At 70.8% G+C, this 20,459-nt stretch carries 1 protein-coding gene (only partly in view); it reads right to left on the minus strand.

Annotated features, from left to right (window positions below):
- Positions 1–20,459 carry the 3' portion of a DUF6349 family protein gene (locus ABTY61_RS32355; protein ID WP_350508693.1) on the minus strand. Its footprint extends 14,440 nt past the window's final position, so the window shows 20,459 of its 34,899 coding nt (coding positions 14,441–34,899); its start codon lies off the right edge, out of view; its stop codon occupies positions 1–3.

Here is a 20,459-nt window from a genome sequence, read left to right on the forward strand (position 1 = left end):
TTACGCCGGCCCGCGGCGCGGGCTCTCGGGCCGGCGCTGGCGCTGCGCGGCTTGCTGGTTGGGGTTCGGTCCGCGCTGGGTGCGGTGCTGGCCCCCGGCAGCGGGCCGGGGGGCTGTAGGTACTTCGCCGTTGAGCACGGTTGCCAGGACCTTCGCGTCGGTGTGTGCGGTGGACGGGCTCGCGGCGATGGCTTTCAGGCCTTGGAGGGTCTGCGGTACGGGAACCTTCCGCAGCTGGGTGTTCCGTTGGGTGGTGCCAGCGTTCTGGAAGGCTCCGGACTTGAGCGTTTCCAGCATCTGCTGTGCGCTGCGGCCCTGGTCGGTGTCCGGCCCCACCCGCCGGTACTGCTCCTGCCCCAGGTATGTGAGGTGCTGCTGGAGTTCGTCGCCGGACATCTGCGAGTACTGCCGGGCGGATGCCGGCGCCTGCTCCGGTTCGCTGGCCTCGTTCAACAGCCGACCGAGGTCCTCCGGGGTGGCGAGCGTGCGCCTGACGGGCTCCTTGAGGTCGTTGGTGTCAGGTAGCGGGCCGACGATTCCGGCGCGTTCGAGGATCCGGAGTGCCTGGTCTGCTTCCATGTAGCTGGTGCTGAGCCGTTCGCGCAGTGCCAGGGGCGAGGCCGGGGTGCCGTCGACGATGGCCCTCCAAGCTGCGCCGACGGTCTCGAGGGCGGGGGCTGGCCCGGTTTCAAGGACACTGTCGCGGCCGCGGACCTCGAGGCGTAGCGCGCGGGCGGAGTCGCTGAGGATGCGTGATTTCTCGGGTTCGTCGCCGAGGGTCTGCTCCGCACGTGCGTCGAGGTAGGCGGCGAGTGCCAGTCGTTCCGTGATGGGGTCGCGAAGTGGCATGGCGCCGGCGACGAGGACGCTGGGTTCCCGCAGTCCTGCGGTGTGGGGGTCCGGGGCGGGGCTGACGAGGTGGTCGGAGAGGAGCGACTCCTGGTGGGCGTTGAGCAGCCACGCCTCCTGGAGGACGAGTCGGTCGGGTATGTGCATGGTCTGCTCGAGCTTCGCCGTGATCGTGCGGCGTTCGGCGCGCAGGTTCTGGGACTGGTCGGACCGTGCGAGGAAGAGCTCGCTGTCGTCGTAGTAGCCCTCGGGGCGGTTCTCCTCCGGGGGGAGGGTGCCGCGCAGGTGCTCGCGGTGCTCCTTGATTCGGTGGCTGGCCGCGCGGGCGAGGTCGTCGACGCGCTGGTTGTGCTTGGTGCCGCCTGCCTTCGGTTTGCGGAAGGCGTCGATGCGGTTGCCCAGTGCCTCGACGGCGTTGAGCCACAGGGCCTTGAAGAAGCCGAACTGCTGGGCGTTCGTGCCGAATCGGCGGCCTGCGGCGGCGGTTGCTTCGAGGTACTTCGACATGGCCGTCCACAGGCGCATGACGCGGTTCCAGGCCGGTGCGGTGGCTGCGGCAATTCGCTTGTCGATTCCGTTGAGCCATGTGCCGACGGTTGCTGCGGCCTTCTGCCAGAGGGAGAGGTCCGGGGCTTCGGGTTGTGATCCGTTGCGTGGGTTGGTTGGGGGCTGCTGGGTTTCGGTGGGTACGCCGGGAACGGGATCGTTGCCGCTTGGTGCCTTGGGTTTGGTGCCGGCCTGCTGTGTTGCCTGGTGGAGTTGGGCCTCGACTCCGTCCCTGCCGGCGCTGTCGTCGTGGGGCAGTGCTCGGCCGAGGAGCCGGTTCTTGAGGGCGTCGGCCTTGCGGTAGAGGGTGCGGAGCGCCTCGTGGGCGGGGGTGTCGGCTTGCCCGCGGGCTTCCAGGCTGCTGGCGAAGTGGAAGGCTGCCTTGGAGATGCCCTGAGCGGCGGTGGCGGTGACGGCTCGCAGTGCGCGGGCGATGGCCGGGTTGTCGGGTTGGGCTTGGTAGTGCTGGTTGAGGGCGTTCCACGCTCCGATGGCGGCGGTGCGCAGGCTCTGGATCCTGCTCCATTCGCGGCCCGTGAGGAGCCATGGGGCGCTGTCCTCGACGGCGGCGATGTCGTTGTCGAGGACCGTGATGGGCTCGGGGGTGGCTGGGGAGTCGAGGGAGGCCGCGTCCTCGCTTGGGAAGATCTCGTTGAGGACGAGGTAGTACTCGTCGATCGCTTCGCGGACGGCGGCCTTGGCGGCCGCGGCGTCCTGGGGGGTGGGCATCGCCTCTTGTACGGCCTGTGCGGCTTCCTCGGCGAGGCGCTGGAACGGGTTGGGGGCGGGTTCGGCGGCTGCCGGTGCCTGCTGGGGAGTAGCGGGACCGCCGCTGGGGGTGGCTGTGGCGGGGTTGTGGCGGGGTTGCTGGGGCTGGCGCGGGGCGGTGGCCTGCGGGAGTGCCTGCCCGGTCGCCGTCTCGGGTTGCCGGGCTGTCCCGGGTGCGGGTGCGGGGCTGGTCACGGGAGTGGCCTCCTTGGTGTCGGGCATCGGCTCGGCCGACGGATCGTGCGACGGCTCGCTCTGTACGGGGGCCGGGATGCCCAGGCGGTCGGCGGCGGCGTTGAGGTAGGTGTGGCTGGGGTGGCGCCCTGCTGTGGTGCACAGGTGCCGAAGCGCGCGGGTGGCGTCCCCGTTCAGGCAGAGCTGCAGGGCCTCGTCGATGGCCGCCTCGAGGCCGGGCAGGAAGTCGGGGCCGGGCGCCAGGCGGGGTGCCGTGTCCGTGATGATGGTGAGGAACTCCTGCCGGGTGATCGGGCCGGCGTCCGTGTCGAGCCGCTCTGGCAGTGTCTGGCTCCAGTGGGTCAGCCAGGTTGTGGTGCCGACGGGCCCGACCGGTTGGATGGGCTCCGTGTCCCGCTCTGCGGGTAGAGCGGGCTGCGCCCCGGGCGCGGGGGGTGTGCTTGTCGCCGTCGTGGACGCGGGTTGGTTGTGCTGGGAGGAGAGCGCTTCGGCAGGGGGCTCGTCGGTGGGAACGGCCGGTTCCTCCCTGGTGGTGGGTGTGGGGGTGTGGTCGGCCATGACTGCCCGCAGTTCGCGCATGTAGGCGGTGCTCGCCTGCACGTCGGCGAGGTGCGAGAGCTCCCGTTCGATCTCGTCGGCGACCTGCCGCGTGTCGACGCTGGCTGCCAGGCGCGGGAGCTGTCGGCGGATCTGCTCGGGCTGTCCGGTGGACAGGATCAGCCGGGCGATCTCCTCTGGCAGCGCGTGCGTACGGTTCGCATACAGGGTGACCGTGGCGTCGAGGACGGCGTCGAAGGCGGGCTGGACACGTTGCCGCAGGAGTTGCTGGAGCTGCCACGGCCCTTGGGTCTTGTGGATGTGGGCGGGGTCGTTCTTGGGCTTGCCCTTCTCGGAGGCAGGCAGTCGGACCGCCCAGATCTGGCCTTGCCAGTTCTGGCTCCGGAACTTCTCCCAGGCGGCCCGAAGGGCTTTGTCCCCGGCGTCGTCGGGGTCGAAGACGAGGACGACTCGGCGTGTGTCGTCGATGCCGGCGAGTAGTTGGACTTGTTCCTCGGTCAGGGCGGTGCCGCAGGGTGCGACGGGGATGGCCGGGCGGTCGCCGCGGGTGATGCCGGCGGCAGTGAGCGCTGCGAGGTCGAATCCGCCTTCGCAGATGATGACGGATCCCTCAGTGGCCAGGAGTTGGCGGTGGTGGCCGAGTCCGAGAAGGGAGGTCTTCTTGGTGAAGATCTCGGTGTTACGGGTGTTCAGCCACTTTGGGGTCTTCTCCCTTTCGGCGAGTGCGCGGCCGGTGAAGGCGATGACGGCGCCGTCCGGGTCGAGGATGGGGAAGGTGATGCGGTTGCGCAGGGTGTCGAGGAGGCTGTGCTGGCCTTCGTAGCTGACGCCGGAGGCGAGCAGTTCGGTGTCAGTGAAGCCGCGGGCGCGCAGGGCCTCGGTGAGGCGGGCTTCCCCCGGGGCGAAGCCGAGTCCCCAGAACTGGGCGGTCTCGCTGTCGGCGGGCAGTCCGCGGCCGGCGAGGTACCTGCGGGCGGGCTCCGAGCGCGGGCCATCGGCGAGGTGTCCGGTGAGGAGTTCCTGGGTCGCAGCGAGGACCTGCAGGAGCCTGTCGGGGTCGGGAGCGGACAGGTCTGCCGTGGTGTGCGTGTGGATCTGAGCCCAGACGTCCTGCGGGTCGCGCGCCTGAAGGTCGGTGAGGCCCCATCGTGGGGCGTTCAGGTCGGGTTCCTGGTCGAAGGATGCCGCCACGACCGGTCCGGCTGGGCTGTCGAGCAAGGTGGTGTGGAGGATCCGGCCGTCGATCTCGGGCCCGGTCTGGGGGGCGAACAGCCAGCGGGCCGTCGAGAGTTCGACGCTGCCCACCATGTCCTGGTATTCGGTGAGCCGGACGGTGAGCGCGTGGTGCAACAGCTCTTGGGGGCTGCTGGCCTGGTGTACGCCGTCGGGCGCATCGCCTCCCGTGGGTGGGGTGTCGGTGTCCGTCGGGCCGCTCGGCTGGTGCGTGGCGGTGGGCGCGGCGGGTTCAGGGTGTGTTGTCGCGAGGGTCTGCTCCTGGGTGGGGGCAGTGGGGTGGTGGGTGGTGGAGGCGATGTGGGTGGCGGTCGGCTCTTCCTGGACGGTGGCGGACTCGGGTGCGCTCTCGTGGTGCGGGGCGGGCTCCGGCGCCGGTTTCGCGTCGGGGGCGGACTGGGCGGCTGTGGGCTCGTCGGCGAAGGCCCGACGGGGTTCGGCCGGCTGCTGAGCCTGGTCGGGGCTCTCTTCGGCAGGAGCAGGTGGTGCCGCCGGCGCGGGTTCGGCAATCGGAGCAGGGGCAGCTGCCTCGACAGCCGTTTCCGCTCGGCTCTGAGACAGCACCGTCTCGGCGGCGGGGGCCGGTTGGGCCGCTGCCGCGGCCTGTTCTTCGGCGGCGGGCACGGCGGTCGGGGCCAGGGCGAGGGGCTTGTTGCGGGGGAAGACCCGGTGCTGCGTCCCGTTCTCGGTCTCCAGGGTGAGGAGCACTGCGCCGAGGGCGTCGACGTGGGTGCCGGTCACCGTCACGTCCTGGCGGTTGGTGGTCGGGTCGGCGATCGAGATGCGGTCACCGTCCCGCAGCTGGTCGGCGTAGGCCAGGCCTTCCGGCGCTTCGCCTCGCCCAGGGGACGGTTCGTACTCTTTCCATTGTGTGACGAAGCGTGAGGAGGGGTGGTTGTGGGCGCTGTCGAACTCGGCTCGGGCCTTGACCAGGAGACGGTCCAGGGTTCCGGGGATCTCGCCCAGCGCTTCAAGGCGTTGCGCGGCGCTCTCGGCGAGGAGCGGGTCTGTCCAGTCGAGCCGGGGTACGGCGCCGGACAGCGGCGGTTGGTGGAGCAGGAGCGCCGCCGTGGCCGCGAACTCGCGTGCGTCCGCTTTTGTATCGAAGCGCCCCATGGCCGGCGGCAGGTGGTCGAATCCGCCGCCTGTGGGCAGGAGGTCCCACTTGTTGTCGATGCGAGTGGCGTAGAAGAGGCCGTCGAGGACGACGTCGACGTCGCGGGCCTGGAGCGCGCGCTGGAGGGTCTCGCGCCGGGGGCCGCTCGCCGCTTCGGCCAGCCGTTGAAGGCTGGCCCGCGCGTCCTGCTGGGTGGGGCGTGGCCGTTGGGGTGCCGCAGGGTAGGTGAGCCTGCCTTGGCCGGGCCGGACGCGGACGACGTCGATGTGCGGGAGGTCGCTGGTCGCCACCTCGTAGCGTCCGCCGCGCTGCGGCTGCGCGGTGATCCCGGGAGCGGTGCGGTGGACACGGAGGGGTCCGCCGGTCGCGATGTACGCGGGTTGCAGCACCTCGGCCACCGCACTTGACCATGCCTTGATGTCCCGCTGCAGGCGGCTCGGGTCGATGGCGTGGTGCCAGAACGGCTCGGCGAAGACCGGGGTGTTGCGCCAGCCGGGGTGGGTGTGGTCGAAGGCGTCGGCGGCGGCGAGGTTCTGTTCGGTGTGCTCGGGCCCGCGTGCCGCGCAGCACAGGCATGCGCCGCGGTGGGAGGTTCCGTCGGTCTCGACTGTCGCCCAGTGGGCCACGCCGTCGGGGGCGTCGTCGGGGATGGCTGCGGGGTGGCCGTCGGCGATGCGCCACAGCGGCGGCACCGCGACGGCTGGGCGTTCGGCGCTGACCGGCCTGGTGGGAGCTGTGGTCCCGGCCGGGGCGGATACGAGGTCCGGCTCAAGGGCCGGCCGGATCGGGTCGGCGGTGTCGAAGGCAAGCGGCGCCTGCCCGTTGTCGTTCGGCCCAGCTGAAGGGTTGCTGGTGTGGTGGTCCGTGTCCTTGTCGGCGCTTGTCGGCGCCTGTCCTTCGGGGGGAACCGGGCCGGTGTGGCCTGCGGCCAGCGGCTGCGGTTCAGGGGTCGCCATGGGCTGCGCGTCGGAGGTGGCCTGTGCCTGCTCTTGTTCGACGGCCTCGGGGGTATCCGGCAGGGGGACGGATGCGCCGTTCTCGTCGAGGCCCGGGACGGCGGACAGCGCGCTCGCCATGGCCGTCGGAAGATCGCGGCCCCTGCTGTCCCTGAACTCGCGCCACAGCTCGCCGAAGTTCTGGGCGTCCCAGGACACCGGCCTGCCCTGGTGGTCGACGAGCGACTCGAGGACCTCGGCGATCTGCTCCGCGTGTTCGTGGGAGGCTGCCCGGGCCAGGTTGGGGATCTTGCGGAGGAACCATGGCGCGTAGATCTCCCAGCTGCGGGCGCCACCGGTTCGGCGCGGGGCGGCGGGAGCCGGGGCGATGACCAGGCGTCCGCCCATGGAGAGCGAGAAGCCCTCGGCCGCGGCGCGGCGGACCCGGGCCTCGAGCTCTTGCCGGGCCGCTCGCTGATCCCTGATGTGCCCGGGGATGCGCATCGCCGCGTAGTGGCGGCGCAGGTGCTCGACGGTGCGGAACCACGGCTCGTCGATGGTGGTGGTCATGGGCGCCCCCAGGCTGTCGTCGGGTGCTGGTGCGGTGGCGGCGTGCGCGGCGATCGCCGGGGGCACTGCGGCGCCCATGTCGCTCAGGTGCGCAGCCGTCACACGCAGGGCCTGTGCTGCGCGGGCGGGGTCCTCGGCGTGGTCGCGTGTGCCGGGGACGAGGGCGGCGATGGTGCGTCCCCATGCTCCGGAGGCGGCGCGGCGTAGGACGTCGGCCGGGTCGGTGTCGTCGCCGGCCTGGCCCGGCTGGGGCGGTGCCTGGTCCGCGGGCACGGCGAGGACCGCCGTTCGTTCGACCGATACGGGCAGGCCGGTGAAGACGTCGATGCCGTGCCAGGGCCCGGTGCCGCCGTTCTGGAGGCGGATCGTCGTGTAGCGTCCGCCGTCGGCGGCGATGCGTACTTCGTGTCCGGCGGCGAGGTTCGCTCCGGGGTCGGTGACGAACGACCATCCTTCGGGGACCTCGAGGTCGCGCGTGTGTGCCCAGTTCAGGGCCTGGTCGATGAGAGCGCCGATCCGGTCCGCGGGGGTGGCGGCGAGCCTGGCCTGGTGGCTGTCGAGCAGCTGGGCGAAGCGTTGTGCCGTGCGGCGCACGGCTTGGATCGGGTGGCCGGCATCGTCCTGTGCGTCGAGGCGCAGCCGGTTGTCCGTGGGGTGCGTCAGGTTCTGCTGGGCCCTGTGGCGGGTCTCGGAATCGGGGTGCCCGGCAAGGACGCGGGCAGCCTCGGCAACTTGGGCCAGCGTGCGAAGGTTCGCGGCCGTCAGCGCGGTGCCGGCGATGCTGGACAGGGCCGTCTCCCCGGCCTTGAGAATGGTCTTGGTGGCGCGCTCGGTGGTGGCCCGGTGCTGTCGGATGACGGCGGCCAGGTGTGCCCAGGCCTGCTGAACGTTCTCGTGGGTGTGCAGAAGGTCGGCGCCGCTGGTGTAGGGCCCGGTCGGGCTCGGCTGTTGGTCGGGTTGCCCGGCGCTTGGCTGGCCTGCCAGAGCGCGGGCGCGGTCCTCCACGGTGGTGAGCTGTGTGGCGCTGCGGTGCGCGTACACGGTGGTGGGGTCGACGTACTGGCCGGTCGCCAGGCCGAGGGAGTGCGCGCCTGGGGTCTTGACACCCTGCCAGTCGGCGGCGGCGACCAGCATCTCGTTGTTCCCGGCCAGCAGCACCTCGTCGCCCGGCTGGACGGGGAAGCCGCGCCAGGCTGCGGAACGCTGCTGGTAGGGCATGGCGAGCAGTGCAGCGTGGAGGCGGCGCCGCTCATCGGGCGACAGATCCGCCCGGGTCGCGGCCGGTGTTTGCACGGCGGACGGTTGCGACGGGACCGGCGGTGCGACGGGCTGGAGGGCGGGCAGCGGATTCGGCTGGGGCGTCGTCTTCGGTGTGGTGGGCAGGGCGGGGACCGCCTCGATGCTGGAAGCGCTGAACTCGCGTATGCGTCCGTCGGGGGTCCTGCCAGCGTAGCGGTCCCCGGCCGGGTCCTGTTCGACGTGTTCGATGGTGACGGTGCTGTAGACGCGTGTCGCGGGCCGGACCAGTGAGGGCGTGTACCGGGTCACCTTGAGCGGGCTGTTGGGCCTGGCGAACGGGCTGTCGAGGTCGATGACGCGCGCCAGGTCCCCGACGGCGAGGGGCGGCGGTGCCTCGTCGTGCCTGATCTTCCGCCATCCCGCCGGAGCGGGCTGGCGCGCGTTGGCACGCTCGTGAGCGTCCGCGACCAGTTCCACGGTGGATGAGCGCAGTTCGCTCTCGCCCCGGTCCGTGTTGTGTTTGGCGACCACACCGCTGACGTAGACCAGGTCGCCTGGCGCGACGGCGGCCCCGCGAGGGTTCCAGGCCACCACGCGGGCGCCGGAGGCGGTCTCCAGCCGCACCAGGAGGGAGGCCCGGGCGGTGTCCGGCTTGCGGACCTCCCTGGTCTCGACGACGGCGGCCCGCACGGGCATCAGCTGCTGGCCGACCGAGCCGAGGTACTGCCCCCGGCCGGGTGCTGGCGGCAGCTCGGGCGTGTGCTGCGCCTCGGACTTGGGCTCGTCCGCTGCCGGGAGCGGGTCGCCGCTGCCGCTCGCGGTGGCGACGGACTGGGGTAGCAGGTTCACGGCTTCCGGTGCCGTCTGGTTCGCCGCTGCCGGCTCCTCCGCGGCCAGGCCGCCCGTTCCGGCCGCCCCAGGGGCGGTGTCGTGGCCCTCCCGCTCCTCGGATGCCTGCGCCGCGGGGGCGCAGTCCTGGGGCGGCGTCTGGCCGGCGGGGGCCGCGGACGGCTCCGTAGCGGCCTCAATGGTGTGCTGCCGGTCCTGGCTCGGGGTGTAGGGCATGGCCCAGGGATCCGGTTCCCCTGGGTAGGGCAGGGTGACACGCCGGGCCTCGGTTTCAAAGGCCTGTTTGTCCAGCTTGGCGACGACCCGTTCGAGGATCCCCCTCCTTCGCCTGTCCTCGGTGGTGTCGGTGCCGGTGGCGGAAGCGGTGGTGCGCGCGGTGTGCGCGTAGGCCCGCATCTGGACGGGCGTCAGAACGTAGCGCCGGTAGGTGCCTGGCCTGAACGTGACGGGCTCGGCCGTGACCGGGCCGGACCGGTCGAGTTCGAGCCGGTCGAGCTCCCGGACCTGCGCCTCGGTGAACTCCACCTCCTCGCTGACCGCTCCGGGCAGGCTGGGGCCCTCGGGCCCGTCGCCGTAGGAGTGGTCGAGGGCCGCTCCTTCCGCGGCGCGTACCGGGGCGATTCCCGCCTTGCGCGGCATCCCCTCGGCGAACGGCATGCCGTCGGGCTTGCCGCCGCGCGCGTCCTGCCCCCACCAGTAGGTCCGGCCGTCCGTGCCTTCGCGCCTTCGGATCCAGCCGATCACTGCGCCGGTCGCGTCCTTGACGAGGCCGGTACCGGCTTCTTCGTCGAGGTCGCTCAGCCGGCTGCCGCGACGGATCGCAACGCCTTCCGGCGTCGCGGCCTGAGCGAGGATCTGCTGCTGGTCACCCGTGTCCGCCCTCTGGGCAGGTGTGTCTCCGGGGCGCCACACTTCGTCGGCGGGGCATGCCTCGATCCCGTCGTCGGTGCGGACGTGGACTGTACCGCTGCTGTCGATGCCCATGAAGGTGCCGGTGAGGCCGTCGTGGCCGAGGACCTGCTCCCCGTAGGCGAAGCGCGGGTACTCGGTGCCGGCGCTGATGCCGGTCTCGGCAGTCGACTCGTCCTGCCCGCCGAGGGGTTCGTCCTCGGTCGTCCGGACGGGGCCTGCGGACTCCGGACTCGTGGTGCTGCCGACGGCGGCCGCGACGCCTGTGGGTTCCAGGACGGGTCCGGGCCGCTCCTGGTCCTCGCGGGCTCGATCCTCAGCCGGCCGACCGAGGGGCTCGGGTGCGCGCTGTTGGGCAATGGCCTCGCTGATCTGGGCCCACTGGGTCGAGACAGCGAGCGGGGAGCCGCCTGGTCCGGCAAGGACGAACGGGTCGCCGTCGGAGAGGGGGTCACGCACGACGTAAAAGGCTGTGTTGTCCGCGCGGGTGACGGTCCACGCCTGGTGACCGTGGTCGGCCATGGTCCACCCGGGCGGGAGGGGCATGGCGTCACCGAGTCCGGGCAGGTCGAGGACATCCTGCGCGGCTTCGGCGGGACGGGTGGAGTCCGCCTGTGCCCTGGCGGTGCCGCTTGTGTCTCGCGCTGTGGAGGTCTGGGGCTGATCGACGACGCGCTCCACGTCCCGGACAGGCGTCTCGGCAGCCCCCTCAACGACCGAGGGCCCGGCCCCCGGAACGCCGGTCGAACCGTTGCCCGCCGGGCTGCCAAGGTCTTCGATCGCCAACTGGCCATGCGTAGGCTCTGCGGTCCCTCGGGCTCGACCAGTCGTGCCGCCGACCGTGTCGCGCAGCCTCCCTACCAGGTCCCTCAGCCCCTGCGCAACACGGTCACGGATGATGTCCTGCGTCCCTCCGGACGCGACACTCCTCCAGATCAGCGGGCGGACGTGATCGTCCTCGAACCGTGCCCAGTTGCGTCGCTCGATTCCCGCGGCATCGTTCGCCGCGAGCAGTTCGTCGCGCGACAGGACCCGACCGACGAAGTGCTGGACACACAGGGGGTACTCGGCGTCGGAGCCGACGGCACGGACCAGGATCTTGCCTGCCTTGTGCCGGCCGAATCCGGGGCCGGGGTCGCACCGGAGGCAGTCGACGTCCGTGTGCTCGTGGTGGCCGACGACCTCCAGCGGGAACGGGCTGGCCGAAGCGACACGGATGATCGCGTGCAGGGCCTTTTCTCGACGGGTGCCGGTGAAATCGCCGGCGATGGCCTGCTCAAGTCCGGGCATGAAAGCGCGGACCCTGTCGGCGCGGTGGGTCAGCAGGCGGAACTCCCGACCGAGCACGGTGACACGTTCGTATCCCGGTTCCAGCTCCTCCAGGATCGGTTCGGTCACCATCGGGTGCGGTCCGAGCAGGGGCGGGTAGCGGCGGGCCAGGTCCTCACCGAGCTTGCGGCACTCAGCCTCGGCCGTGGCCAGTTCCACGGCCTTCTCATAGGACGGCAGGGACTCGCCGCCGTTGGAGTCGAACACGTTGCTCGTGGGCAGGTAGGGCAGGCGGGTCCAGCCCCAGCTGCCCCCGACCGGCGGTCCCCAGTTGTGCCCGTGGACGTCGTAGGAGTAGCCGTGGATGGTCACAATCTTGCCGCGCAGGCGCTGGTATGAGGGCGGGTCAGGCTGGGCCGCGGGCGGGTTCACCGGCGCAGGGCCTTCGGGGCCGTCCGGGAGGCCGCCGACGGGGCCCGGGTCAGTATCAGGCGCGGTTGCGGGTTCGGCGGCCGTAGCGGGCCTTGCTGAGGCAGCGGGCGCGTCGGCGTCCTGGCGTCCCGGCCCGGGCTCCGGCGCCGTGGTCATCGGCAGAGTGCCGTAGTCGTCTGGGTGTGGACCGTCGGCCTGCGGAACGGTTGCCTGGTCCGGCGCCGGATGTCCGAAGTCGCCCGGACCCATCTGCAGCCAACTGCGTCCGGAAGGGGCGGCAGCCGCGGTGGCGGGCTGTTCCTCGGCGGCGATCGCTTCCGCGATGATGGCATGCGGGTTCTGGGCGAGTGCGCTGGCGCCCGCATGGGTCGGGACGCAGATGCCCAGCCGGGCGATGTGCGGGGGCACGGTCTCGTTGACGGGGTCCTGGCCCAGCTGCCCATGGACCGTGAGGCCTCCGTCGTCGCCGCGCTCAAAGCCTTCCAGGACGAATGGGGCAGACCATGTCGTGGCGTCGACGGAGGCCTCGCCCCGCGTGGTCATTCCTGGACGGGGCAGGCGCACAAGAGTTCCGGGCTCTACCCGGGACCACGGCGAGTACGACCAGTCCTCGGGCGTCCGCGCCTGATAGCGGCGGCGCAGTTCCCGACAGCCTTCGGCTGCTGCGACGGCGGACCCGAAGATCATGTCCGTCGGCGAGTACCCATCGACATCGACGGCGAGGAAATCGCCGCGGTCGAACACCACACCGCCGATGACCTCGCCTTCCTCAAGGACCGTCTCCCAGCCGCTGCGTACCGATCCGCGGGGGGCCATCCACGTCCGCAGGTCGGCGGCCCGCTTCTCCTGGCGCCGGTTTCGCTCGCGAAGCTCGTTGACCCGCGTGTTCAGTGCTGCCCGGCGCTGCCGAACAAATGCGGCGTGAGCCGGGTCGGCCAGCGGCTGGTCCAGGCCTGACAGCTCCGCAAAAAGCTCGGCCTCGCTCATGCGGCCCGCATCGAGCGATCCGGGGCGCGCGTACCCATCGGGTGCGGGCGAGGCCGCGGTCGTGATCCGCCCGGCGCGGCGGCGGGCGAGTACCGCCGCCGTCGGGACGGGCTGGCTGTGGCCGAGGTCCAGGGAGCTGGCCTGCACGGACTGTACGGCGCACCACCACCCGTGGACGGTAAGCACCTCGTCCCCTGGCAGGAAGTCAGCCGGAGACCATCGCCGCGCGCGGTCGTCCGTTCGGCGGTGGGTGAGACTGTCTCGCTCGCGAGCCGTCAGCTGCTCCAACGGATGATCGTGCCGGCCACCAGGGGCGCGCGCTCCGTCCCGGTCAGCCTCCGAAAGGTAGACGGGGACCTCCCGGCCCAGGTCCGAGAGCCGCTCGGTCAGCCAGGTCACGCGTTCGTCGCGCTTGACTTGCTGCTTCCATGTCGGGGACAGTTCCCAGTACTTCACCTGTCCGTTGGCACTCACGCGTTTGAATCCGCGGACCGCCTTGAGGACCTCGTGGAACTCCTTGTCCTTGGGATCCAGTCCGTGGATCCGGGTGACCGATCGGTTGTGCTCGATCCACGGCCCTGCCTCGACGCTGAGCGCGGCGCGGTGTGAGCCGTGGCGCTGTTTGGAGTCCGCCCGCAGGGCGGCCAGCATCGAGGGCCACTGCTTTTCGTAGTGCTCGGTCGAGCGGCCCACCACGACGCCGTCGAGCTTGATCACCAGGTCGGCGCCCCGGCCGCCTGCGCGGCGGCGATGCTCGCGGGCGACGTTGTAGGCGATGCCCTCACGGCTGGTGATCGTCCATGAGCGATCTGGGTGATAGGTAATCGTCTCGCCGTCACCGACCTCCGGCATCAGCCACAGTCCGGACGCGTAGTAGAAGAGATCGGCAACCTGCCGCGGATCGTTGCCCTGCGACTGCACCCAGTGCGCAGTGATGAACTCGGCGACGTCGTCAAGGGTCTTGACCTGGCACAGTCCCCAGACCTCGAGGTCCTCGCCCTCACCGTCGACCCAGCTGCAGCGGTAGGACCTGTGCTCCGGCACACCCTTGCGGACCTTGCCCTGGCAGTCCCCCCTGACCCTGTAGCCGCCCATGTCGCCGATCGTCGCGGTCCAGGTGTAGGAGAAGGACCCTGGGTCGGCGGGCTCCTGAGTGAAAACGACTTCCGGGGTGACATCATCCACCGTGGTGGTAGGGGCTTGGCCGGGGTGGAGGGTGTCGTCAGTGGCGCTGTCGGCCTGCTTCTCGGCTTGCAACTTGTCCTGGAGCCAGATCCGCTCGCTGTCCGTCATCCCGCGCCACAGGTGCGTGGATTCCCGGCGGGCCACCCCGTGATCGGCCCACGCTCTCAGGTACTCGCGAGCCACCACATCCGCCGCCTGGGAGGACGCACGGCCGACATGCACGCCGTCGGGGTTGAAGACAACCCAGCGGTCCTCGTGCGTGCTGAGCTCGTGCGGGAACCGTCGAATTGCGAAGACCGATCTACCGAGTTGCAGGTGCCACAGGTCATCAGCGACCTGCTTGTAGGCAGCTTCGGCAACGGAATCCTGGTAGGCAGAACGAACTTCCGCCCAAGGCGTCTTGCCATGGCCACGGGCGCCCCCAAGAACGCGGCCAACATGACTGAAGTAGACGCTGTGGGCAGCCCCGAGGGTCGCGAATGTGCCGAGGTCCGCAATCTCACCGGCATGCGGGCAGACACACAGCGCAGTGGCTGTGCCGTCGGCCTGCGGCACGATTCGACCTTCGTGGGAGTGCCCGAACACTCGACTGGTTGTGTCAGGGCCTGAAACCTCGTAGGCAGGGAGGGATGTCAGCGCTCGCTCGTGCCGCGCGAGTGCTTTGACATCCAGCCTGGTCAGCGGATCGTCGAGTACGTTGGCGGGCTGTGCGGTGGAAGCTCCGGGCGTGGCGGACCCATGGCGCGCGGGCCGCTCGGCCGCGTTTCGTTCCTCCACGTCGGTCAGAATCGAACGCTCCATCTCCCGACGCTTCGTGGTGTCTCCGAGCTGTATGGGCAGTCCCCACTCGGATCCGTCGGCGTAGTAGACGAAGTATCGGCCGGATTGCCTGCTGACCCAGTAGGAGTGTCCTCGGATGTCTGCTCGTTGCTGGTCCCCGTCCCCGCTGAAGGTGATGTCTGATCTCTGGGGCTTGACTTGGGGCCCGGCCAGATCTCCTTGGCTGATCACGGAGTGATGCGGCAAGGGGTCGGGCTGGGGTGCCGCACCGACCGGGCCTGGGTGGGGCTCCGGTCCGGTGCCCTTGACGTCGTCCGAGCGCGGAGATTCACGAGCGATCTGGCCCGGCGGCAGATCCTGGGCGGGCTTGTGCGGCGCGTCGGCAGCCCGGCCTGGTATGGCCGGAACGGGATCGAGATCGAGTCCCAGCTCTTGCTGGTCGGCAGGCCCGGTAAGGGCCTTTCGAGCGGCCGCATTCGCGGATGCGCTGCCTGCCCGGTACGGGGCCTCGCCAGGGGGCATGGCGATGACGTTCGATGCCGTGAGAACGACGGGGAGGTCGGGGTCCAGGCTCTGGTGGTAGTCGCTGCCGGTGAGCGAGCCGACGACGGTGGTGAGCACCTGGCCGTTAGCAGCGACTCGGACGATCTCGCCTCCTTGGAGGTCAAGGTCGGGCGCTGACGGCCCGGATGGGGCCTGCGCGACGGCGGGGGCTTCCGCAGCCATGGAACCGGTCTGTTCCTTGGCCTCGGGCCCAGGGAGGACGGCCTCGCCGGCGTCGTGAACCGGTGCTGGCGGTGCGGCCTCCAGGCGCCGCAGCCGGCGGTAGGCGTCGGGTGTGGCCTGGTCCAGGACGGCCTGCTGGTAGGTCCGGCGTTGGTGCTCGGTCCCTCCGTCCATCAGCCGGTCGGCCGCCTGGGCCAGGGCGATGGCGAAGCGCGCTCGGTCTCCGGTCCTGGCGATCTCGATGAGCGCGGGGTCCTGGGCGGCGGCTTCGACGATCCATGCCGCCAGGTCGTCAGCGGAGGGGGCGAGTGTGTCGTTCATGGCCTCCGCGACGGCGGCGATGAGGGCGCTACGGAGGGTGCCGGTGCTCCATGGGGTGTCGGCGAGTGGGCCTCCGGCCAGTTCCGCTTCGAGCCAGTCGGCGGCTTCTCCTGCGCCCACGAGGGTGCCCTTGAACACGGTGGGCCGTGCCAGCGCCGGGAGGGTCGTTGCCAACGGCAGGAGTGCGGCGGATCGGTCGTCGCTCGGCGGGGCGGCGGACAGGGTCCGGGTCGCGGGTGCGGCGCCCTCGGGGGTGAGGGTGAGGACGCTCTGCCCGCTGTCCGTGGTGGAGAGGGTGAGGCCGATGCGAGGTTCGGTCGTCCGCGGGTGCGCGTCGGGCGCCTTGCCGGGGTCGTCCTCAACGCCGGGGGACGGTGCTTGATCGGCGGCGGCCGGTGCCTGGGCGTTGACCATGGTGCCGGTGTCCAGGCGGCGCACGGGCCCGTTGAGGCCGAGGATGTAGTTGAGGGAGCCGAGTTCGAGGCGCTGCTTGGCCCGGGTGACGGTGACGTAGGCCAGGCGCAGGTCTTCATCCGGTGGGAGGGTCAGCTCACCGGACTCGCTGTCATCCTTCGGCTGCGGGAAGTCGGGGCCGACGCGGACGTTGTCCCATTCCCGGCCCTTGGCCTTGTGGGCGGTGGAGACGGTCAGCTCAGGTCGGCGGTCGGCGGCCTTGGCGTCCTCGGGGACCAGCTGCCTGATCATGTCGATGACGTCGTCGGGGCTGTAGCGGTCGAGCAGGCGTACGAAGGTCTGCAGTGACCTGGCCTCCTCGTTGGATTCGGCGTAGTCGCGGACCTCTTCCCAGTCCTTGAAGTCCTTGAGTTCGGGGTGCGTGGTGCGGCGCCCGGCTTTGAGGTCCTTGGCTGCCTTGGCGACGGCCTCGATGTCGGCGCCGCCTCCCACCATGGCGACGCGTTTGCCGGCTTCCAGCCCTTCGAGGACGGCTTGGACGGCCCCGATGTTCGTCCTCGTCAGGACGGCATCGGGCTCGCCGACCGGGCCAATCTGGGTGTCCAGGGCGGGGTTGCCGCGCAGGGTGAGATCGGCCTCGAGGAGCGTGAGGTAGCTGTTGCCGATCGCGGCGACCCGCTGGCCGAAGCGCCAGCTCTGGGTCAACGGCAGCACGGTGTCCGTCGGCCAGTCCTTGAGGGCGTCGACCGCACCGCGGAAGGAATAGATCGACTGGTGGCTGTCGCCGACGACGATGGTCTGGCCCGGCTGGTCCTGGATGACCTTCATCAGCACCGGGTTGATGTCCTGGGCCTCGTCGAAGAGGATCATGTCGTAGGGCAGCCGGGGCCGGCGCAGGGCCCAGATCTTGATGTAGTCGTCCCCGGTGAAGCGGATCCTGTCGCTGTCGGGGTCGGTGATGTCGTCCCAGACCCGCTGTGCCACGCTCAGAAGCCCCGCGGCGGCGGAGGTGCTGCCCCAGGGGCCCAGGTGCTGCGGCCCGAGTTCGTCGTCGGCGCTCTCGCGATAGCGCTTGATGGCCTGCATGGCGACCTTCGCGGCGTCCTTGGGATCGATCTCGCCACCTGGGTGGCGCACCGCTCGGATGGCCAGCGCCTTCGCCACCCCCTCGGGCAGGTACGCGCCGGGATGGCGCTGGGCAAGGGCCACCTTGCGCTCGATCGGACTGCCGCGCAGGCCGGCGCTGGCGAAAGAGTGGCTGGTGTTCGCGGTGACGTTGCGCGACATCCTGCGCTGCGCCTCGTCGGCGACGGAGCGGTTGAACGCGATGTAGGCGATCCGCTTGTCGGGCAGGTGCCGGGTGAGCATCAGCAGCGTCGAGGTTTTGCCGGTGCCGGCCAGGGCCTGGACGACGACGTCCTGGCCTGTGAGGCAGGCGTCGATGATCTTCTGCTGCTGCTCTGTGGGCGGATACTCCTTCTGCGGTTCGGCCGCGGCAGCCGCCAGTTCGGCAGCCTGCCGGTCCGCCTCCACCTCGTCCATGTCCGCCAGGTAGGCGCGGATCTCCGCGAGAGCGCCTGCCAGCTGGTCCCTGCGGCCCTTGTACCGCCAGCACTTCGGCTCCTTCTTCGACTCGAACCTGAAGTTTCGGTTCTTATTCAGCAGCTCCCTCAAGTCGGATTCGGCTTCGAACCAGCCCTCCTCCCCTGTGCCGAGAATGCGGGCCGAGCCACCGGTCGTCTCGATACGGATCCGGCTGCTCCAGGCCGCCGGGTCCGGCAACGGTGTGTCAGCGGTTGCCGCGAGGGCCGGGGTACCCGGCTGCTCGCTGGGTGGGGGCGATGCGGGCCGCGCTGTGGTTGGTTCGGGTGCCGCATCTGGCGCGACCTGGCCGTCAGCTGACGGCACCCGCTCGGGCTCCCCCGTGGGCGTCACGGCCGCGTCGACATCGGGCGCGGCCCCGTAGTACTCGGGTGGGTGGTGGGCCCAGAGCCTGCCGACGACGTAGTCGATGGCCTCCCGTACATGCTGGGCCTGACGGCCGACACGTCCGTAGCCGACGGGCACACGGGTCAGGGAGTCACGAAGGGCAACCAGCGCATTCGGGTGCTGAGGCGCGATCTCGTGACGCCGCAGCAGCAGCGCTTGCGTGGAGAGCACGGTGATCGTGTGGTGATCCACCGTTGTGGCGTCGGCCTGGTGCAGGGCCCGTACCAGTGCGTCGACTTGCGAGCTTGCCCATGCCCACAGCCGTACGCGCTCCGATCGGCCCTCGGGTGTCTCGGCGACAGGCCGGCGGGCGACGGCCTTGTCCATGGCCTGGGGCGCGTCCGACCTGAGCGCAGCAGCTGCTTCGGACACGGTCCGCGCGCTGGCCGGTAGGCCTTGGACGAGTGGGGCGTTGATCTTGCGGTGGGTGCGTTGCCCGGTGGCCAGGTCGAGCAGGTGAACAGTCGCGCCGAACGTCCTGGTGGTGGCTTCCAGAACAAGGCTGCCGCGGCGTCCCTCCTCGACGAGGATGCTGCCTGGCTGCAGGGCGGCAACCCGCAGTGCCTCGGCGTTCAAGTCCGGCTGGCGAAGCTGCCGTCCCTCTGATGTCCGTTCCAGGACCACCACCTGGGAGGGGGGCTTGGCAAAGGCGATGTGGTCGACGTGGTCAATGCGCCCGTCGGGGTGCTGCACTTTGATGCCGGTCAGGGGCCAGAAGGGCACTCCGGGTTCCCTGGTGGCGTCGACGGTCGCCTCGACTCGCAGCCAGCTGGGACGGTCGCTGTCGTCATCGTGGGTGAAGTCGCCTGGGAGGAACTCGCGGCCGGCGTAGTGGATGTCCAGGGCCCGCCAGCTGGCGGTGAAGGCGATCCGGTCACCGGGCCGGACGTCGTCCAGCCGCGTGATGGCGCCCAGCCGGGTTCCGTCCGGTGCGTAGACGCAGGTGCTGGCGTCCGTAGCGGGAACCAGGCGCATGTCGGGGGTGGTGTACAGGTGCTTGCCGTCGCTGGTGGAGAGAATAAGGCTGCCGGCTGTCCGGTCGTGGAGGCCGGTGATCGTTGTGAGGATCCCGGAGGGATTGACGATCACCGTGCCGACGCCCAGCTCACCGGCGGGGACCCCTCCCGCGCCTGCCGACTGGGACCACAGGAGGTCCTCGGGCTCAGGGTCGCCTTCGGCGGCCTTGGTCCGGGCCACGCCCGCGGCAAGGCGCTCTCCGAGGACCTGGATCCGCCCGAGCAGTTCCCCCAGTTCGGCCTCGACCGGAGACCTGGTGTAAGCGAAGGGCAGGGCGGTCGCGTGCTGCAGGGCCAGCCTGGCCGCCTCAGTGATCTTCTCGCAGGCGTCCGCCAGCGAGGCTGCTCCCTCCCGGGGATCGTCAGGGAAGTGACCGTCGGGGTCCGAAAGGCCGCGCAGCCGCGCCAAGTCCCCGGCCAGTTCCTCTGCCGCTGCGCTTCCGGGAGGCAGCAGGCCCTGCAGGCCGTCAGTGGCCCAGGTGACATGGAGCCACAGGGCCCCGCGGGCGAACTCCAGGCTGGGGAGAACCGCCGGCACGCCCGGTGCCGGACGGTAGCGCAGGGGCCTCCAGGTGAAGTCGACGATGCCCGTGCTGTCAGGGCCCGCCTTGGCAACGTCCGGGGCGTCGCGGTCCGGTGACACGAGGCCGGCAGCGTCCGGTGGTTCGTCGGCCGCGGTCACAGCAGGAGCATCGTCGTGGGCGGCGGACAGCGAGGAGGGTGCCTGGGGTGGTGCGACGGCTGCCTGGCCTGAGTCGGCCCGATGGCTGTTCAGGGCCTGCGGATCAGTGGTCGCTGCGACTACTGCTGCGGCTGCGCCGGCCCGCCGGTGGAACGAGGCGATCTCCAGAGGTGTGTTGTTGGTGCTGCGCATCTCCCAGACGCCTTCGCTCTGGCGACGGACCGAACCCAGATCGGTGCCGTCCTTCAGCACGGGGATCCAGCGTTGCGTATCCGCAGGCCCGAACGTGATGAGTTCGGCGATCTGGTCGATGTAGCCGTGCGTTGTGAAGCGGGCCGCGTCGGCCGCGGTCCACTCCCGGATCGTGCGGTCGCGATGGTCGGCGGTGGCGCGCAGTCGGGGCTGGTGGTTGCCGACTTCCTGCAGGATGCGGATGGTGGGGAACGCGAGCCATTCGCGCGCCTCGCCGGTGAGCCGGTCCCGGAGTGCCTGAGCCGGGGCGAGGAAGGCGTCGAGAGCGTCCGCCTCGGCCCGCAGGCCTGCGGTGTAGTCGCCTCGCATCTTGTTCCAGGCCGAGAAGGCGGCCTCGATCGCCTGATACTCGGGCTGCCTGCCGTAGTCGAAGAGGAACGCCCGGGCGGCCGCGTTGACGAAGTCGGTGCGCAGCGTGGCGAGTCGGTGGCGCGCCTCGCCGAGGTCGGTGCTGGTGGTGTAGGGCTCGTCTTCGGCTGGACCGAGGCGGATGCCGTGGGTGTAGGCCCATAGTTGGGCGCTGTGGTGGGCGGCGGTTTGCTGGCTGCTGACTGCTGGGGTCGTGTCGCCGCCGGTGTCCCCGTGCCAGGAGTGGCTGAGGGAGGAGTAGTGGAGGGTGGCGGCGATCGCGCCGTCGG

The organism is Kitasatospora sp. NPDC096128, assembly GCF_040303105.1.
Classification (GTDB): Bacteria; Actinomycetota; Actinomycetes; order Streptomycetales; family Streptomycetaceae; genus Kitasatospora.